Origin of the sequence: Aquibium oceanicum (genome assembly GCF_001889605.1) — a bacterium.
Classification (GTDB): Bacteria; Pseudomonadota; Alphaproteobacteria; order Rhizobiales; family Rhizobiaceae; genus Aquibium; species Aquibium oceanicum.
In genome coordinates this window covers 2,751,328-2,768,121 of the sequence record NZ_CP018171.1, presented here as the reverse complement: position 1 = coordinate 2,768,121, position 16,794 = coordinate 2,751,328, and the positions used below count along the sequence as shown (strand labels likewise).

The 16,794-nt window shown below is 65.4% G+C and carries 17 protein-coding genes and 1 other RNA gene; 6 read left to right on the top strand and 12 right to left on the bottom strand.

The annotated features are described in order from the left end of the window. Window positions 1-16: 16 nt before the first annotated feature. Both BSQ44_RS13550 and miaA read right to left on the bottom strand, forming a co-directional pair. Window positions 17-799: a GGDEF domain-containing protein gene (locus BSQ44_RS13550; protein WP_072605006.1), complete on the bottom strand. Its 783-nt coding sequence runs from the start codon at window positions 797-799 to the stop codon at window positions 17-19. A gap of 108 nt (window positions 800-907) precedes the next feature. Then, a complete protein-coding gene (miaA, locus tag BSQ44_RS13545; RefSeq protein WP_072605004.1) occupies window positions 908-1,879 on the bottom strand; it encodes a tRNA (adenosine(37)-N6)-dimethylallyltransferase MiaA in 972 nt (323 codons plus the stop codon). On the opposite strand from miaA, the gene serB reads away from it, so the two are divergent. Both serB and BSQ44_RS13535 read left to right on the top strand, forming a co-directional pair. Beyond that, complete coding sequence (serB, locus tag BSQ44_RS13540) at window positions 1,857-2,744, top strand: phosphoserine phosphatase SerB (protein WP_072605002.1); 888 nt, start codon at window positions 1,857-1,859, stop codon at window positions 2,742-2,744. The two genes, miaA and serB, sit on opposite strands and share 23 nt — an antisense overlap. After that, window positions 2,741-3,313, top strand: coding sequence for a GNAT family N-acetyltransferase (locus tag BSQ44_RS13535; RefSeq protein WP_072605000.1), 573 nt, complete (start codon window positions 2,741-2,743; stop codon window positions 3,311-3,313). The genes serB and BSQ44_RS13535 overlap by 4 nt, the downstream gene beginning before the upstream one ends. 58 nt (window positions 3,314-3,371) lie before the next feature. On the opposite strand, the gene BSQ44_RS13530 is transcribed toward BSQ44_RS13535, so the two are convergent. From BSQ44_RS13530 to BSQ44_RS13500, 7 genes are all read right to left on the bottom strand, one after another. After that, a complete protein-coding gene (locus BSQ44_RS13530) occupies window positions 3,372-4,856 on the bottom strand; it encodes a DegQ family serine endoprotease (protein ID WP_072608051.1) in 1,485 nt (494 codons plus the stop codon). A gap of 154 nt (window positions 4,857-5,010) precedes the next feature. After that, window positions 5,011-5,196 carry a DUF2065 domain-containing protein gene (locus BSQ44_RS13525; RefSeq protein ID WP_072604998.1) on the bottom strand — a complete coding sequence of 62 codons (186 nt, stop codon included), beginning with the start codon at window positions 5,194-5,196 and terminating at the stop codon, window positions 5,011-5,013. A gap of 1 nt (window position 5,197) precedes the next feature. Beyond that, complete coding sequence (hflC, locus tag BSQ44_RS13520; protein ID WP_072604996.1) at window positions 5,198-6,238, bottom strand: protease modulator HflC; 1,041 nt, start codon at window positions 6,236-6,238, stop codon at window positions 5,198-5,200. Beyond that, the gene (gene hflK / locus BSQ44_RS13515) at window positions 6,235-7,326 is read right to left on the bottom strand and encodes an FtsH protease activity modulator HflK (RefSeq protein ID WP_072604994.1); all 1,092 of its coding nucleotides are present in this window, start codon (window positions 7,324-7,326) and stop codon (window positions 6,235-6,237) included. Before hflK ends, hflC begins: the two co-directional genes overlap by 4 nt. Window positions 7,327-7,509: 183 nt before the next feature. Beyond that, a complete protein-coding gene (locus tag BSQ44_RS13510) occupies window positions 7,510-8,028 on the bottom strand; it encodes a dihydrofolate reductase (protein WP_072608050.1) in 519 nt (172 codons plus the stop codon). A 7-nt stretch (window positions 8,029-8,035) separates the two neighbouring features. Further along, complete coding sequence (locus BSQ44_RS13505; RefSeq protein WP_378216510.1) at window positions 8,036-9,046, bottom strand: DUF4424 domain-containing protein; 1,011 nt, start codon at window positions 9,044-9,046, stop codon at window positions 8,036-8,038. A gap of 14 nt (window positions 9,047-9,060) precedes the next feature. Next, complete coding sequence (locus tag BSQ44_RS13500) at window positions 9,061-9,855, bottom strand: thymidylate synthase (RefSeq protein ID WP_072604992.1); 795 nt, start codon at window positions 9,853-9,855, stop codon at window positions 9,061-9,063. Between the two features lie 124 nt (window positions 9,856-9,979). On the opposite strand from BSQ44_RS13500, the gene ssrA reads away from it, so the two are divergent. The 4 genes from ssrA to BSQ44_RS13480 all read left to right on the top strand — a co-directional run bounded on the left by ssrA (window position 9,980) and on the right by BSQ44_RS13480 (window position 11,452). Further along, window positions 9,980-10,343, top strand: a transfer-messenger RNA (tmRNA) gene (ssrA, locus tag BSQ44_RS13495). Between the two features lie 135 nt (window positions 10,344-10,478). Next, window positions 10,479-11,033 carry an SspB family protein gene (locus BSQ44_RS13490; protein ID WP_072604990.1) on the top strand — a complete coding sequence of 185 codons (555 nt, stop codon included), beginning with the start codon at window positions 10,479-10,481 and terminating at the stop codon, window positions 11,031-11,033. Window positions 11,034-11,036: 3 nt separating this feature from the next. Next, entirely contained in the window at window positions 11,037-11,225 is a 189-nt protein-coding gene (locus BSQ44_RS13485) for a DUF4169 family protein (protein ID WP_072604988.1), read from the top strand. Beyond that, window positions 11,222-11,452, top strand: a complete 231-nt coding sequence (locus BSQ44_RS13480; protein WP_072604986.1) for a ribbon-helix-helix domain-containing protein — start codon at window positions 11,222-11,224, stop codon at window positions 11,450-11,452. Before BSQ44_RS13485 ends, BSQ44_RS13480 begins: the two co-directional genes overlap by 4 nt. Window positions 11,453-11,477: 25 nt before the next feature. Here BSQ44_RS13480 and BSQ44_RS13475 read toward each other — a convergent pair whose 3' ends face one another. The 3 genes from BSQ44_RS13475 to cydB all read right to left on the bottom strand — a co-directional run bounded on the left by BSQ44_RS13475 (window position 11,478) and on the right by cydB (window position 16,790). Then, window positions 11,478-15,422 (bottom strand): AsmA family protein, encoded by a 3,945-nt coding sequence (locus BSQ44_RS13475; protein ID WP_114579967.1) that lies wholly within the window; start codon window positions 15,420-15,422, stop codon window positions 11,478-11,480. A 199-nt stretch (window positions 15,423-15,621) separates the two neighbouring features. After that, a complete protein-coding gene (locus BSQ44_RS26585; protein ID WP_114579966.1) occupies window positions 15,622-15,768 on the bottom strand; it encodes a DUF2474 domain-containing protein in 147 nt (48 codons plus the stop codon). Then, a complete protein-coding gene (gene cydB / locus BSQ44_RS13470; RefSeq protein WP_072608048.1) occupies window positions 15,765-16,790 on the bottom strand; it encodes a cytochrome d ubiquinol oxidase subunit II in 1,026 nt (341 codons plus the stop codon). Before cydB ends, BSQ44_RS26585 begins: the two co-directional genes overlap by 4 nt. Window positions 16,791-16,794 lie beyond the last annotated feature (4 nt).

Here is a 16,794-nt window from a genome sequence, read left to right as displayed (position 1 = left end):
GAGACAACGCCAGACTTCAGGCACAGACGCGGTTGCGGCCCATTCTTTTCGCCTGGTAGAGCATCCGGTCGGCGCGCCGGAAAAAGTCCTCCGCACTTTCCTTGCGATCCCAGACCGCCAGGCCGACGCTCGTCGTGACGCGCAGCGTCACGTTGCCGGAACTGACCGAAAGCTGGGCGATGGCGATGCGGATGCGCTCGGCGAGTTTCGCGAGCGATTCCATGTCCATGTTGGGAGCCACGACCGCGAACTCCTCGCCGCCGAGGCGCGCGGCGACGTCATGGTGCCGGGTGAAGTCGCGCAGGCAGTTCGCCACCGCCTTGAGCACCTCGTCACCGACATCGTGGCCATGCGTGTCGTTCACCGCCTTGAAGTGGTCCAGGTCGAGGATGACGAGCCCGACCGGCTTGTTGATGCGCCTGAACTCCTGCAGGTACTCGCCGAGCGCATCGTCGAAGTAGCGCCTGTTCTGCATACCGGTGAGGCTGTCGGTCAGGGCGGCATGCTCGAGCGTCTGCGAACGCATGCTCAGGGATTCGGTCATCGCCCTGAGCTTTCCCTCTTCCCTGACCTGCGTGCGGATCAGCGGATAGATGAAGAACATCCCGAACGTCAGCGCCGTGGCCGTGAGGACGGCGGAACCGAAAAGCAGGCGTGCCACGGTGAGGGTGTCCACGCGCGGGACGTAGCCGAAACCGTAATCGCCAACCGAGTGATAGGCATAGACGGTCAGCACGCCCGATACCAGGATCAGGGCGACGAACACGAAGAATGCCGTCTCCGATTTGTGGAAGCGCATCTGACCCCTATCAAGCTCGAAGCATGGTCGCACGATCCGAATTACAGGCGCGTTAATATCTGCAACTCATGCGCGAACATGAACTAAACGCCAAAGGCGTGCCGACTTCTAATTCCCCAAAGGTAAATCAGGGTTTTCCGACGTCGTCGGCATTTGGATCTTTCGCCATTCAGGACCGAATTGCGTGCGAAACCAGGTGGCCTGACGCTTGGCATATTGCCGCGTTGCCGCTTTCGCACGTGCCACGGCTTCTTCCCTGGAGACCTCGCCCCGCAGGAACGCGCCAAGTTCGGGAACGCCGATCGCCTTCATCGCCGGGAGGGCGGGATCGAGTCCGAGGTCGAGCAATCGTCTCACCTCGTCGATAGCGCCTGCCTCCAGCATCCGGTCGAAACGGCCCTCGATCCTGGTTTGAAGTGCGGCGCGGTCCGGATCGATCACGAACAGTTGAACGGAGTTTCGGTCGACCAGAGGCCGTCCCGGTCGCGATTGCCACGAGCCAATGGGAAGGCCGGTCGCCTCCAGAATTTCCAGCGCCCGCACGATCCGCTGGCCGTCGGCGGGGCGGATGCGATCGCCGGACTCCGCATCCTTCTTCCGAAGCACGCGATGAAGCGCCTCGGGTCCTTCGTGAAGCAGGCGTTCGCGCCACTTGTCGCGGATTTCGGCGGCGACCGGCGGCATTTCGGACAAGCCCTCCGTCAGCGCACGAAAATAGAGACCGGTGCCTCCCGTGAAGATGTAGCGTTTCGGCCGACCGTCGGATTGCCGCGGCAAAGCCTCGACGTCGCGCAGCCAGGCGCCGGTCGAGTATCGCCGATCGGGCGGCACGTGTCCGTAGAGATGGTGAGGCACTTTCGCGCGTTCGGCTTCGCCGGGCCGCGCGGTCAGGACGCGCAGGACCGAGTAAACTTGCATGGAATCCGCATTGACGATTTCGCCACCGGTCGCCTTGGCGACCGCCACGGCCAGTGCCGACTTGCCGCTGGCGGTCGGTCCCGCTATCAGGATCGCGTCCTTCAGCGGCCCCGGGCCGACCTCCGGAGCGCCCCCTTCCGTGCCATTCGTCGCCACCATCATCTCCAGCCCCGAAACGGCGGCCGTCACCGCCGAGGCGGCGAATAACGCGATGCAAGCGATTGGTGCAAGCCGATGCCGATGGTTGGCCGACGGCATTGCCTGCGACATCGCCGTGCCGGAGGTACCTGACCCGAGCCAGGTCGAGACGGCGCTGCGCGACGCACTTGCCGGGTTGCCGATCGACGTCGCGGTCCAACCGGAGGACGGCCGGCGCAAGCGGCTCCTGCTCGCCGACATGGATTCCACCATGATCGATCAGGAATGCATCGACGAACTCGCGGCCGAAGTCGGGCTCAAAGAGCATGTCGCCGCCATCACGGCACGCGCCATGAACGGCGAAATCGCGTTCGAACCGGCCTTGCGCGAAAGGGTGGCTCTCCTGAAGGGATTGGCCCTCCCCGTCATAGACGCGGTGATCGCCGGACGAATTACCCTCGCGAAGGGGGGGCGCGAACTGATCGCCACGATGAAGCGGCACGGCGCGTGGACGGCGCTGGTATCGGGCGGCTTCACTCTGTTCACAGGTCCCGTGGCTGCGAAACTCGGTTTCGACGAGCATCAGGCGAACACCCTGCTTCACGAAGACGGAAAGCTGACCGGAATGGTCGCCGAGCCCGTGCTCGGGCGCGAGGCGAAGGCGACGGCCTTGCGTGCCGCCTGCGAGCGGCTGAGCATCGCAACCGACGCGGCGCTTGCCGTCGGAGACGGAGCCAACGACCTCGACATGCTAAAGATTGCCGGAATGGGCGTTGCCCTCCATGCCAAGCCTTCCGTCGCCGCGCAGGCGCGCTTCCGTATAGACCACGGCGACCTGACCGCCCTGCTCTACCTCCAAGGCTACACAAGCGAAGAGTTCGCCGCATGAGGACGCTGCGCACCCAGCGCCTCGTCATCCGCAACTGGGAGAGCCGCGACCGGGACCTGTTCCACCGCGTCAACTCCGACGAGGCGGTGATGACCTTCTTTCCGTTCCGGCGGAGCAGGCAGGAGGCCGACGACTTCATGGAGCGCCTGCGGGCCGGGATCGCGGCACGAGGCTACGGCTTCACGGCCCTGGAACTCGCAGCGACAGGCGAGACGATCGGCTTCGCCGGCCTGAACCCGTGCGGGCTGGAGCCTATCCTGCCGGGGGACACGATCGAGATCGGCTGGCGGCTTGCACCGGAATTCTGGGGCAAGGGCTTGGTCACCGAAGCCGGCGAAGCACTTCTCGACTTCGGGTTCGAGGAACTCGATCTCGACGAGATCGTCTCCTTCGCAGTCTGGAACAACGATCGCTCGATCGCCGTCATGCGACGCCTCGGCCTACGGCCGGATCCCGAGCGTGACTTCGCTCACCCCAAGGTGCCCGACACGCATCCGCATCTGAAGCGGCACGTGTTCTACAGCCTGAAACGGAGCGACTGGCGCGAACGGAAGAAGGCGGCCCTCTAAGCCGCCTTTTCTCTTTCGCAAAGATGCTTGCGCCGGTTCTTTCACGCCAGGCGTGAATTCAATCCATTCGCAGGGTGATGAAGCGCAGTTCGCCGGTCTTGGACGCGAGCATCAGAAGCGCATTGCGGCGGCCTTGCTCCTTCAGCGCGGCAACCCGGTCCATCACGTCCTGCGGCGACGAGACCGATTCCTGCGCGATTTCCGTGATGACCTCGCCAGCCTTGACGCCCTTTTCGGCCGCGGCGGAGTTTTCCGCGACCTCAGTGATGACGACACCCGAAACATCCGGCGATATCTCGAAGCGCGTGCGCGTTTCGTCGTCGAGTTCGCCGACCGTCATTCCGAGCACAGACGCCGTCGCCAGGGGACCGTCTTCCTCTTCCTCCCCGTCGCCGGTTTCTGCAGAGGCGAGCTGCTCCCCGTCCTCGAGCCGGCCGAGCGTCACTTCGACGGTCTGTTCCTCTCCCTTGCGGATGATGACCACTTCCACGGCCTGCCCGACCGGGCTGTCGGCAACGATGCGCGGGAGGTCGCGCATCCCATCGATCGGCTTGCCGTCGAATCTGGTGATGACGTCGCCAGGCTGGATGACGCCGTTGTCGACCGGACCGCCCTTGATGATGCCGGAGACCAGCGCGCCCTTCGCACTCGACATTCCGAGGCTCTCGGCGATGTCGTCGGTCACGGGCTGGATACGCACGCCAAGCCAGCCGCGATGCGTCTCGCCGAATTCCCGCAGCTGCGCTATGACGTTTTCGGCCAGCTGCGACGGAATCGAGAAGCCGATGCCGATGGAACCGCCGGACGGGGAGATGATGGCCGTATTGATGCCAATCACCTCGCCCTCCATGTTGAATAGCGGCCCGCCGGAATTGCCACGGTTGATGGCAGCGTCCGTCTGGATGAAGTCGTCATAAGGTCCGGAATTGATGTCGCGGTTTCGGGCGGACACGATTCCCACCGTCACCGTCCCGCCGAGCCCGAACGGATTGCCGATGGCCATGACCCAGTCGCCAATCCGGATGGCATCCGAATCGCCGAACGACACGGCCTTCAGCTGCTTCTTCGTCGGATCGACCTTCAGCACCGCAAGGTCGGTCTTGGTGTCCTTGCCGACCAGTTCGGCCTTGAGCTTGGAGCCGTCGGAAAAATTCACCTCGATCTCGTCGGCGTCCGCGATGACGTGGTTGTTGGTGACGACGATGCCCTGCTCCGCGTCTAGCACGAAGCCGGATCCGAGCGACTGCACGCGCCGGGGCATGCCGTTGCCCTGCCGGTTCTGGAAAAACTCGTCGAAGAAATCTTGGAACGGAGAGCCTTCCGGAAGATCCGGCATCGGCACGTTGTCCGACCCGCCGCCTTTGGAATTCTGCGAGGTCGAGATGTTGACCACCGCCTCGAGCAGGTTTTCGGCGAGATCGGCGACCGACGCCGGTCCGCGAGTCTGGGCCACCGCGGGAACGGGCGGGAGCGCCAGTCCGACCAAAGCGGCCGCTGCGAAGGCGGATATCGCTGTCTTGCGGATAAGAACCGGCATTCGCATCAGAGCCATGAATACATTCTCCCGAGCCACGTGGGCGCCGCATGGAGCCGGACCCGGCAGGCGAGAGTGCCGCCACGCATTCCGACGTTCAGACCGTTTGCCAGAATTAGGGCGCGTTTGCGACAGGATACAGGCGCGGCGGATAAATCCTGCGTTATCCCCGCACCATCCACACGACGGCGACCCCCAGTGCGACGGCGGCGAGACCGCCGTAGCGCAAAGCGTTTTCCGGCATCTCCTGCATCTGCGATGCGAGGCGCTTGGCCGTCGCGGGAAAGCCACCGTAGATGACGCCCTCGATCACCAGTACGAGACCGAGGGCGGCGAAGAAGTCGCTCATCCTATTCGGCGGCGGGGACGGAGGTCCCGGTCGTTGCAGGCGCAAGCGGCGCCGTCGCGGGCTCCTGCGCCACGGGCGCGGCGTTGCTCGCTCCGGCGTCCGCGCCATCCTGCAAGGCACCAGTGGGCGCCGGATCGGCCGGCGGAACGGGATTGGCCCGGCCGCCACCTCCACCGCTACCGAAATAGCGGAAGAAATCCGAATCCGGCGAGAGAATCATGGTGGTTCCCGTTCCCTCGAGCGCCTGCGAATAAGCGGCCATGGAGCGGTAGAACTCGAAGAACTCGGGATCGCGCTGGAATGCGTCGGCGAAGATCGAGTTGCGTTCCGCCTCGCCCTCGCCTCGTAGGATCTCCGATTCCTTCTGGGCTTCGGCGAGGATTTCGACCACTTCGCGGTCGGCGCGGGCACGGATGCGCTGCGCCGCCTCGCGTCCGCGCGCCCTGAGCCTCTCGGCTTCGGCAAGGCGCTCCGCGCTCATGCGGTCGTAGGTCTGCTGCGAGACCTCCTGCGTCAGGTCGGTGCGGCGGATACGCACGTCCTGCACCTCGAGGCCGAGCGATGCGGCGTCGGGACGAAGCTGTTCGGCGACCTCGCGCATCATCGACGAGCGCTCGTCGGAGAGCGCCGCCTCGAAGCCGCGCAGGCCGTAGACCCGGCGGAGGGCGGCGTCGAGACGGGTGCGCAGCCGCTGTTCGGCCAGAGCCACGCTGCCCGACACGGTCTGGCGGAAGGTGCGCGGATCGGAGATGCGGTAGGCGACGAAGGCGTCCACCTCATAGAACTTACCGCCCGAGACCTGGACGCGGATGTCGTCGAGATCGAAGCGCATGACCCGGTCCTCGACGATCTGCACGTTGTCGGCCTCGAGGAAGCCGAACGGCAGCTTGAAGTAGATGCCTGGCTCGGTCTTGACGTCGACGATCTCGCCGAAGCGAAGGACGATCGCCTGCTGGCGTTCGGTGACGACGAAGAAGGACGAAAGCGCGACGACGAGCACGATCGCGACGGCGACGGCTATGAATGCGAGGCGGTTTGTCATTGGCTATTGGCTCCCGGGCGGCGGCGAAGCTCGTCGAGCGGCAGATATGGCACCACTCCCTGGCCGTTCGCTCCCTGCTCGATGATGACTTTGTCGGAGTCCCGCAACACCCTCTCCATGGTTTCGAGGAAGAGGCGCTTGCGGGTCACTTCCGGCGCCTTGGCGTATTCGTCGTAGACCGAGACGAAGCGCTGAGCCTCACCCTCGGCTTCCTGAACGACGCGGTTCTTGTAGGCCGCGGCCTCTTCGCGCAACTGCGCCGCCTCGCCTCGCGCCTGTCCCAGCTTCTGGTTGGAGTACTGGTTGGATTCCTCCACGAACCGGTCCTCGTCCTGCTCGGCGCGCTGCACCTCGTCGAACGCGTCGGCGACCTCGCGCGGCGGAGCCGCGTCCTCGATCGAGATGGCGTTCACCGCAATGCCCGCGCCGTAGTCGTCGAGCGTGGACTGAATTGTGTCGCGCACGCTGTCGGCAATGCCCTGGCGATCGTCGCGGAAGATGTCCTGCGCCGGACGGCGGCCGACGACTTCGCGCATGGCGCTCTCGGCGATCTGACGCACCATCTCGTCGGGGCTTGCCACGTTGAAAAGATAGGCGCCGGGATCCGTCACCTGGTAGGCGACCGAGAATTTGACGTCCACGATGTTTTGGTCGCCCGAAAGCATAAGCCCCGAGGAGGTGCCGCCGCGCAGTTCGCCGACGTCGATCAGCTTCTCGGCCGTGTTTGCCTTCTCGACCGTCTCGATCGGCCACCAGTGGAAGTGCAATCCGGGCTGCGACAGTTCCGGCTTCGGCTTGCCGAATCGCAATTCGACGGCGAGTTCGTCCGGTTGCACGGTATAGACGGACTGGAATGCCCAGAGCGCGACGAGGGCCAGGACGACGATGGCCACGATCGCAGGATTGAACCCGCCGCCGCCGGGCAGCGCCCGTTTCAGCCTGTCCTGTCCGCGACGGATTATGTCTTCAAGATCGGGCGGAGTGCCCTTGGGGGTCTGTGGACCGCGCGGACCCTGGCCCCACGGGCCACCGCCGTTGCCGCCGCCGCCCCATGGACCGCCGCCTCCGCTCTGATTGCTCCAGGGCATCGATTTCCTCTCGTTTCGAAGCCGGCGCCCGCTGATTGTTGCCTGAGCGGGTCGCGCCGTTCGGCCGTGTTATAGGCATCGGCACCCACCCTTTCAACGCGGGCGGGAGCCGCGCGCAAGCGAAATCGCGCGCAGGGACCAGAATTCGGCCCGAAACCATCAGAATCGGATATAACGATATTGTCAGCCAAATGATCCGCGGCGGCGGTAGACGACATGACGAGTCGGGTGACTGTCCTTTTCGCCCGCCGGATGGTCGCTGTGGCGGACCTCTTCCCAGACGGCGGGATCGATCGCAGGGAACGAGGTGTCGCCGTCGATGTCGGCCAGGACATGGGTGACATGGAGCCGGTCGGCCTTCTCCATGGCCTGCTCGTAGATCTCCCCGCCGCCGATGATCGCGATCTCGCTGGCGCCGCTCATGCAGCGGGCACGCACGTTGGCGAGAGTGATCGCGTCGTCGAGCGAGCCGGCCGTCTCCACCCCTTGCGCCGACCAGCGCGCGTCGCGCGTCACCACGATGTTCAGCCGGCCCGGTAGCGGCTTGCCGATTCCCTCATAGGTCTTGCGCCCCATGACGATTGGATTGCCCATCGTGTCGGCCTTGAACCGCCTGAGGTCGGTCGATAGCTTCCACGGAAGTCCGCCCTCGCGGCCGATCACGCCGTTTGCGGCCACGGCGACATGGATTGCGACAGGCAGCATCGGCTCAGTTCTGGTTCACCCGCTTGAGGATCAGGACGTCCAGGTTTTTCTCGGGATAGAAATCCGTCGCCTGCATCTGGAAGGTGGTCGGACCGATCTTCTTCACGCCGGAGCCGCAGAAGCTGATGAGATTCTTCGGATCGCCCTTGTCGATGGTCAGGGTGAAGTCGCCGATCGTGCCGCCGCCCCAGTTGCCGCCGGTCTTCAGGATGTAGGAGATCCACGTCTCGAAAAGCGGCGGGAATCCGTCGGGTGCACCGCGTGACGCTTTCAGGATCGCCGCCTCGAAGCCCTCGTCCATGCAGTAGCGCGACTTGTGGTCCCGATAAGCGTCGCCCTGGAACTTTCCGCCGTAGAAGAAGGATAATCCCACCGTGGCGCCGACGCTCGGGGTGTAGCTGTGAGAGACCCGGATCTCGGCGCCGGCCGGAAAGACCATCGGCCACCAGTAGGTCGAGCGGAGCGTCCAGAACGGAGAGGGGACGCGTTTCCAGCCCGAGCCGTCGTCATATTCGTCAAAGATGATGATGCCGCGATCGCGCCAGTCGGCGACGATGTCGTCCGGCAGGCCGGAAAGGGCCTGCGGCGCCGCCTCGCCATAGGGAAAGAGTGGCACGCCGTTCGACCGTAGTTCGTCGGTGACGTCGATCCCCACCGCGATCGCGCGCTGCTCCAGCCGCGGCTGGACCGGCTGCCCCTCCACCGAGACCTTGAAGCCGAGGAAATTGTCGCCGGTACCGTCGGGGATGGAGACGTTCAGATAGGGGTTCGCCTCTATGTCGGGCATCGGAAAAGCGACCAGCGTCTCGACGTCCTCCTCGGTGCTGTTGCGGAAGACATAGTCGACTCGCACCTGCTGCTCGGAAATGAAAAGGTCTTCCTTCGCCATGACGATAGCGTCGCTGCGCGACAGGATGAGACCGCCCGCGCCCAGTTCGGCGGTGGTATCGTTGGCGAATGCCGACGCACTTGCAGACGCAAGGAATACCATGGCTATGGCGAAGCTGCGAATCACGAACAAATCCTTCCTCAAACCGCGATGGGCGCTTTGATGTTGGCGTCCGCCTCGTATCCCTCGAGCCGGAAGTCTTCATAGCGGAAAGCGAAAAGGTCCGTCACCTGCGGATTGATCCACATGGTCGGCAAGGGTTTCGGCGTACGCGCGAGTTGCAGCCGCGCCTGCATGAAATGGTTGTTGTAGATATGCGCGTCGCCAAGCGTGTGGATGAACTCGCCGGGCTTGAGGCCGGTCACCTGCGCCACCATCATCGTCAGGAGCGCGTAGGAGGCGATGTTGAAGGGCACGCCGAGGAAGATGTCGGCCGAACGCTGGTAGAGCTGGCAGGAAAGCCGCCCCTCCGCCACGTTGAACTGGAACAGGCAGTGGCATGGCGGCAGCGCCATGCGGTCGACCTCTGCCGGGTTCCAGGCCGACACGATCAGCCGGCGCGAGTTCGGGTTGGTGCGGATCTGCTCAACGACGTTTGCGATCTGATCGATCGTGCCGCCGCTGCCGTCCGGCCAGGAGCGCCATTGCGCGCCGTAGACGGGACCGAGATCGCCGTTCTCGTCGGCCCATTCGTCCCAGATCGTGACGCCGTTCTCGCGCAGATAAGCGACGTTGGTGTCGCCCTTCAGGAACCACAGAAGTTCGTGGACGATCGACTTCAGGTGCAGCTTCTTGGTCGTGGTGACGGGGAAGCCTTCCGAAAGGTCGAAGCGCATCTGGTGGCCGAAGACCGATCGGGTGCCGGTTCCGGTTCGGTCGCCGCGGTCGGCGCCGTGGTCCATCACATGGGCAAGCAGATCCAGGTACTGGCGCATCGGTCTTCCGCATCGATTCCGGTGCAGCCATCCTATAGGATCGCTTGCTCCGGTGCACGACGTACCCAGCCTTTTTCCCCACGACCTTTCGCCACCGCCCGCGTTGCGGACGATCCGCCGGACGGGGCTTTCCATCCACGCGCCCGCTCCCTATATTGGGCCTGTCGGCTTCGGTCGACTATGGCGATAAACGGCCGATGAAATAAACCATTCGGACCCGGGGGCGGTACCCGGCGCCTCCACCAAAAACCGCGGCATGTCAGTGACTTGCGGCTTTTGATGGGGGCGAAACAGGATCGACGAGGGTGTAAAGATCGGACTTTCGCTCGGCATGGTACCACCGTTATCGGGCTAAACTTATAGTTGCCAACGACAACTATGCGGAAGCACGTCTCGCCGCGTAAGCAGCGCGACAGCTTCAATTCAAGCCCTAGGGGTTCGCACTTCTAGGCGGGGTTCGGAGGCACCTGGCAACAGAAGCCTCCACTTCCATTCAAAGCCGCCGATCACGATCGGCAAAACAGGCTTCGTCACGCGCCACGAGCGCGCTATATCCGGTTTACGCCGAGCCCCGCCTTCATTACATCTAGGCACACTCCGAGTCACTCGAACCGCGGAAGCAGATGGCAGACGACCACATACGCTACGACATTCTTGCCCAGGAGGCGCTGCGAGGCGTCATGCGCAAGGTGCTCGGAGAGGTCGCGCGTACCGGCCTGCCGGGCAACCACCACTTCTTCATCACCTTTCTGACCGGCGCGCCGGGCGTGCGCGTCTCCAGCCGCCTGCGCGAGCGTTATCCCGAGCAGATGACCATCGTGCTCCAGTACCAGTACTGGGACCTGAAGGTCACCGACACCGGGTTCGAGGTGGGGCTGTCCTTCTCGGACGTGCCGGAAAAGCTGGAGGTGCCGTTCGCGGCGGTGCGCGGCTTCTATGATCCGTCGGTGAACTTCGAGCTCGAGTTCGACGTGAAGGCCGAGGCTCCCGTGCAGGCCGCGCCTGATGCTGCCGCGCCGCAGCCGCAGCCGGCACCCGCCAAGCTGCCTGGAACCCCCAGAAAGCCCGAAAGTGCAAAGAAGCCCGCGCCGGCCGCCAAGGAAAAAGCTCCGGCGGCAACCGAGGAAGGGGCCAAGGGTGCCGAGGTCGTCTCGCTAGACGCTTTCCGCAAGAAGTAGTCCATGGCCGAGATCGTCAACCTGCGAATGGCACGCAAGCGCGCCGCGCGGGCCGAGCACGACAGGGCGGCCGACGAAAACCGCATCCGCCACGGACAGCCAAAGGCCGAAAAACTCGCCCGGCGCGCTGAAAAGCGCAGGCTGGACGTGCATCTGGAAGGCCACCGACGCGACCGCAAGGATGACGAATGAGAGTCGTGCGCAAGCACTCCGTCTCCATCCGCGGCCATCGCACGAGTTTTTCACTCGAAAAGCCGTTTCTCGACGAACTGGAGCAGATCGCCCGCGCGCGGAATCTGAGCCTCGCGGGCCTGGTGGCGGAGATCGACGACGAGCGCGAGCGCACCACGAACCTCTCGTCGGCCCTGCGACTGCACGTGCTCGAATGGCTGAAATCGGCGGACGATCAGCAGCCTTAGGCGCGGGACGGGCGAAAGCCAAGGGTCAAGGCTGCTCGGGCGTCTTCCTCAGTAGGTTCCGGATCGCGTCCGGATCGAACATAGCGGGGCTGGAACCCTGAGGGGCGGTGCCCGGCAGCGGTGTCCGGCGGATCACGTCGCCTACCGTCGTTTCCTCGGCGGCGGCTTCCATGCGGGCAGCCTTCTGCGCCTCGATGCGAGCGGCCTCGTCAGCCGCCTTCTTGGCTTCTTCCGCCTGCCGCCGCTTTTCTTCGGCCGCCTTTGCCTTCGCCTCTTCTTCCGCCTTGCGCTTCGCGGCTTCTTCGGCGGCCGCCTTCTTCGCCTCTTCCGCCTCGATGCGCTTTTGCTCTTCGGCGCGCGCCTTGGCCTCCGCCTCGCGTGCGGCTTGCGCCTCGGCCTCGCGCCTGGCTTCCTCCGCTGCCTGCAGGGACGTCGCCTCGGCCTCGGATTTGAGGCGGGCTTCCTCGGCGATGCGCTCCCGCTCCGTCCTCTCCTTCTCGACCTCGCGGAGTTCCGCCTGCTGGACGAAGTAGCGCGTCTCGCGGCGCAGCCTCTGCTTCTCCAGCAATCCCGCCTGCATCGCCTCGACGCGCGCCTGCTCGCGCTCCAGCGCACGCTGCGTCAGGAACTGCGCGAGCGGTTCGGTGTCGAAACGGCGCGTGGTGTCGCCGTAGGATCCGGTGACGGCGATGTTCACGACCGGCTCGGAGCCCGCCAGAGCCTCGTCGCCTTCCGCGTAGCCGATCGAGCCGTCGACCGCGATGTCGTTCGCCGCAAGATCGGCCTTCACCTCAACTTCCAGCCGCGCGCCCTCGGTCTCGAGATAGATCGGCGGGGTGCGCAGGACGCCTGCCGCGACCGTAAAGGGCACGTCGACTTCTTGCGCGGCGAAGGAGCCGCGCCCGAGAACGTCCGGCGCGTAGCCGGCGACCTTGGCGGCATCGATTTCGCGCCCGATCTCGTCCGCGCCCTTGATGATGGCGGCGAAGGCGCCGGGGTCCACGCCGGGGACGACCAGGTTCTCGACATGGGCGGTTCCGGAACCGGCGAGCGAGGCGACCATGCCGCTGACCGACTTGCCGCTGGCTGTGACAGCCGCGCTAGCGTCCATGCGCCCGTCGATGCCGGATGCGCCGAGAACCCGGGCGGCGTTTGCATCCTTCAGGCTCATCTGGGCCGAAAGAAGCCCGGTGCCGCCATTGTTGCGCAGTTCCACCAGCCCTTCCGCCTTGCCGCCGAGCGCGTCGGCCGAGATTCCGGAGAGCGCGAGACCTTCCGCGTCCAGGCGCGCCGTCATGTGGACGTTCTCGGCGGCCGCGAAGTTGCCTATGTCGAGAGTATCGAATTCCAGCTCGATCTGGCCGCGCACTGCCAGCGACAGCGTCTCGACGAAGGGAGTATCCGGCCAGCCCTCCCCGTCGCTCTGGAGCGCCGTTTCCCCCAGGACGAGAGCGACGGCGTGGTCGAGGTCGAAGCCTCCGAGCGTGAGCTTGCCGTCGACCACGGGCACGTCTTGGTCCCAGGAGCCGTCGAGGTTACCAGCCACCGCGACATCGGCAATGGTGCCGCCAATCTTCGTCAGCCGCAGCTGCCCGGGGACCAGCGTCGCGTCCGCCTTGAGGTCGGCCGGCATTCCGAGGCCCATGCCCGGCAAGGCGAAGCCGGCGGTGATCATCCACGGCTCGAAATCACTGCCGGAAAGCAGGAGGTTTCCATCGGCCGCGAGACCGCCCTCGCCTTCGGCGGCACGCAGGCTGCCATCGAAGCTGGCCTGCGCTTCCGGCGAGGCGATCTCGAATGTCAGCCTGGCGCCGTCGGCGACCTTTCCGTTCAACGAGAAAGCGGTCGTTCCCTCGCTCGTCATGCCGAGATCGTTGGCGGGCAACCCGTAGAGAGCGAGCAGTTGGGCCGTGTCGGTCGAATCGGCTGAGAGTTCCACCGCGAGCTCCCCCTGCTCCAGTCCGTCCTCGAAACCGGTGGCAGCCCCCGAGAAGGCGAAGTCGTTCGCACCCGTGTGCCCCTGGGCGTGCAGCGAAATCTCCGGCGCGCCGTCCGCGCGATCGAGATTGGCCACCAGGTCGATCTGGGCGTCGGCCATCATTGCCGGGAACGCGGCGGCGCGCTCCGCGGCAGCGGCTGCGAAAGGGTTGGCGGGGAAACGGTCGGCGAGCAGTGTCAGGAACGGCCCGAGATCGGCGGCCAGCACCGACGCGTCGAGACTGCCGGAGGGCTCGGCGTCGATGTCCTGGATGGTCCCGGTTGCGCTGATGTTCGCGCCGGCCAGCCCGGCAATCGCCAGCCGGTCGATCTCGAGATGATCCTCGCGCAGCCGCATGGCAGTGCTGACCTTGTCCGCGCTCAAGCCCGCCAGGCTCACCGGCCCCGCCTCGAGGTCGAAATCGACGTCATGATTGCCGAAATGCGTGACGCCGGCATCGCTGACGAAGAGCGAGGCGAAGGCCGTCATGCCCTGCACGTCGAGCGCGTCGCCGTTCAGGCGCGCGATGATGGCGGGTCGCACGCCTTCGCGCGTCAGCCGTTCGAGCAGCCCATGGAACCTGGCATCGCCGAGGATCAGTTCGACGTTGCGGAAGAGCTGCCGCTTCTCGTCGAGTTCGACGTCGGCGGAGAAGCCGGCGGCCGGCAGCCGGCGGATCGCGTCGTCGACGTCACGCGCCGCCCAGGCAGCGAAGCCGGAGGGTTGCGCCACCGCCAGGAGCAGCTTGCCCTTGAAGCCGAAATCCTCCTCGCCGCTGCGCAGGTAGCCGCTCGCCTCCAGCGTGGTGCGGCCCGGCAGAAGCGCCGAGAGTGTGTTGACCGCCCAGCCTCCCTCGCTCGGCTCGGCCGAGAGCCTGACGTTCCGGATCGTGGTGTCGCCCGCGACCACGGCGGGAAGGTCGATGTCGAGCGTGCCCTTTATGGCGGGGCGCGGAAGGTTCTCGAGCGCCGTCTTCAGGCCCTCGAACCTGTCTTCCAGCGTCGCGCCGGAGTATTCGTTGCCCTTGCCGATCGCCTCGTCGAAGCGCACCTGCGCGCCGGTCGCCTGGATCAGGAAACGCGGCGTGGCGCCGAAGTCGAACAGGGCCGTGCCATCGGCGGTATAAGGGTCCTCGCGCGGTCCCGTCTCCAACCGGAATTCGGGGATGTCGAGGCGCTTGTGGTCGAGCTGAAAACGGCCGGCGAAGCGGTAGTCGGCACCCGCGTCCTGCCCGGCCTGCCCGGAGGCCACGAAGGTCTCGCCGTCACTGCCGCGCAGCACCGTCTTGTCGCGGTTGTCGGCGTCGAGGTGGAAGGTGCCCGAATAAAGCGGGGAATCGGGCTTGAACTGAGCCGAGCCGTCCGCTTCGAACGCGACCGGATAGCGCTCAGGGTCGGCCCTCAGGCGGACCCGCATGGTTCCGTCGGGATTGGCCGTGCCGGTGGAGACGGAGACGTCCGTCAGCATACCGTCGAGCCTGAGCGAGCCGTCGACGCGCCAGGGACCGGCGAGCGAGTCCGCCGAGAGATCGGCGTTGATCTCGGTGAGGGTGTGCTGCCGGCCGCTCGCCTCGTGGAGAAGCGTGACCTTGCCCTCGACGACACGCACCTTTTCGAGCCGGATCTGGTTGGGATCGAAGCGGCTGGAAGGCCGGACGGCCCAGTCGACCTGACCGTCGGCGCCGATCCGGATGGTCGCCTTGGGTCGGACCAGCCGCATGTCGAAGATCAGGATCTCGCCGCGCATGAAGGGGGCGAGTTCGGCGTCCATCGAGAATTCCTCGACGGTCATGGCCGGAGACGTCTCCGTCTCGCCGGCGACGTGGACGTCGGTGAACGATACGGACGGGAACGGCAGGAGCCGCGCGGTGACGTCGCCTTCCACGGTTACGTCGCGGCCGAGGATGCGGCTCACCTCGCGCTCGAAATCCGAGCGGTATCCCGTCCAGTCGACGAAATAGGGTCCCACCAGCGCCGCAAGCAGCGCCAGCACGAACAGTCCACCGAAAAATACAAACAGCCTAGCCAGCGTTCAGGCTCCGGAATCACGCATATGATAACGGTTGTTTAGACCAGTTTATCCCCATCCGCGTGTCCATAAAGAGGCAGGGCGGCGGAGTTTGTTCGCACGCCACCGTGCGGTGGGTATCGGACGATGCCTGCCGGGGATCATTCGGGTCGGAAAAGGTCGCTCAGTGCGAGAGCCACGTCCGTATGACGAGAGCCACGAGGCCGACCGCGCCGACACCGGCCAGCCAAAGGCCGGCGAACCATGCGAGCTTCCGTGCGAGCGACCACTGCGGGCCGCGCGGCGGCTCGCCGGCAGGCCTCCCGGTCAATGGTACCCCGCTTCCGGGTCGATCTTGCCGCGGAAGGTCCAGTAGGCATAGGCCGTATAGGCGAGGATGAGCGGCACCAGCACCAGCGCCCCTACCAGCATGAACATCTGGCTCTTCTCCGGCGCCGCGGCGTCCCAGATGGTGACCTCGACCGGAACGACATAGGGCCACATGCAGATGCCGAGCCCGACGAAACAGAGCGCGAAGAGCGCGATCGCCTGGAGGAACGGCCGGTATTCGTGGCGGTGGACGTTCAGGCTGTGGAACATGCGCCACGCGACCAGGAGCACCGCGCCGGCGACGAGGACCGCGAGCCCGATGCCCCAGCCGGTGAACCAGCGATTGTAGTAGCCATCTTGGAGGAACGGGGTCCAGGCGCTGACCAGCCCGATGAAGGCGAGCGTCGCCAGTCCGGCGAGCCAGGCGATGCGGCGCATGCGGTCCTGCAAATCGCCTTCGGTCTTCATCACCAGCCATGTCGCACCGAGCAGGCAGTAGCCGGCCATGACCGCGACGCCGGTGACGACCGAGAACGGCGTCAGCCAATCGAACCATCCGCCGGCATAGCTGCGCGTCGCCATGTCGACCTCGATACCCTGGAGCAGCGCACCGAGCGCCACCCCTTGCGCGAAGGATGCCATCGAGGAGCCGGCGATGAAGGCGAGGTCCCACACCCCGCGCCAGCGCACGGTGCGCCAGCGGAACTCGAAGGCCACACCGCGGAAGATCAGCGCGAGCAGCATGGCGATGATCGGCGCATAGAGCGCCGGCATGACCAGGGCATAGGCGAGCGGAAAGGCGGCGAAGAGCCCTCCTCCGCCGAGCACCAGCCAGGTCTCGTTGCCGTCCCACACCGGCGCGACCGAATTCATCATGACGTCGCGGTCCCGCTCTTCCGGCGCGATGGCGAAGAGCATGCCGAGCCCAAGATCGAAGCCATCGAGAACGACGTAGGCGAAGACCGCGAAGGCAATCAGGAATGCCCAGACCACGGTGAGGTCGAGGTTGACTGCGAGACCCATGTCC

Excerpts from the sequence above, each read along its gene's own strand:
- hflC (WP_072604996.1), bottom strand. The coding sequence starts at position 6,238 with ATGACAAACCGCCTCGCATTCATAGCCGTCGCCGTCGCGATCGTGCTC.
- miaA (WP_072605004.1), bottom strand. The coding sequence starts at position 1,879 with ATGATGGTGGCGACGAATGGCACGGAAGGGGGCGCTCCGGAGGTCGGC.
- BSQ44_RS13530 (WP_072608051.1), bottom strand. The coding sequence starts at position 4,856 with ATGCGAATGCCGGTTCTTATCCGCAAGACAGCGATATCCGCCTTCGCA.
- BSQ44_RS13550 (WP_072605006.1), bottom strand. The coding sequence starts at position 799 with ATGCGCTTCCACAAATCGGAGACGGCATTCTTCGTGTTCGTCGCCCTG.
- BSQ44_RS13500 (WP_072604992.1), bottom strand. The coding sequence starts at position 9,855 with ATGCGCCAGTACCTGGATCTGCTTGCCCATGTGATGGACCACGGCGCC.
- BSQ44_RS13480 (WP_072604986.1), top strand. The coding sequence starts at position 11,222 with ATGAGAGTCGTGCGCAAGCACTCCGTCTCCATCCGCGGCCATCGCACG.
- BSQ44_RS13490 (WP_072604990.1), top strand. The coding sequence starts at position 10,479 with ATGGCAGACGACCACATACGCTACGACATTCTTGCCCAGGAGGCGCTG.
- cydB (WP_072608048.1), bottom strand. The coding sequence starts at position 16,790 with ATGGGTCTCGCAGTCAACCTCGACCTCACCGTGGTCTGGGCATTCCTG.
- BSQ44_RS13525 (WP_072604998.1), bottom strand. The coding sequence starts at position 5,196 with ATGAGCGACTTCTTCGCCGCCCTCGGTCTCGTACTGGTGATCGAGGGC.
- hflK (WP_072604994.1), bottom strand. The coding sequence starts at position 7,326 with ATGCCCTGGAGCAATCAGAGCGGAGGCGGCGGTCCATGGGGCGGCGGC.
- BSQ44_RS13485 (WP_072604988.1), top strand. The coding sequence starts at position 11,037 with ATGGCCGAGATCGTCAACCTGCGAATGGCACGCAAGCGCGCCGCGCGG.
- BSQ44_RS13535 (WP_072605000.1), top strand. The coding sequence starts at position 2,741 with ATGAGGACGCTGCGCACCCAGCGCCTCGTCATCCGCAACTGGGAGAGC.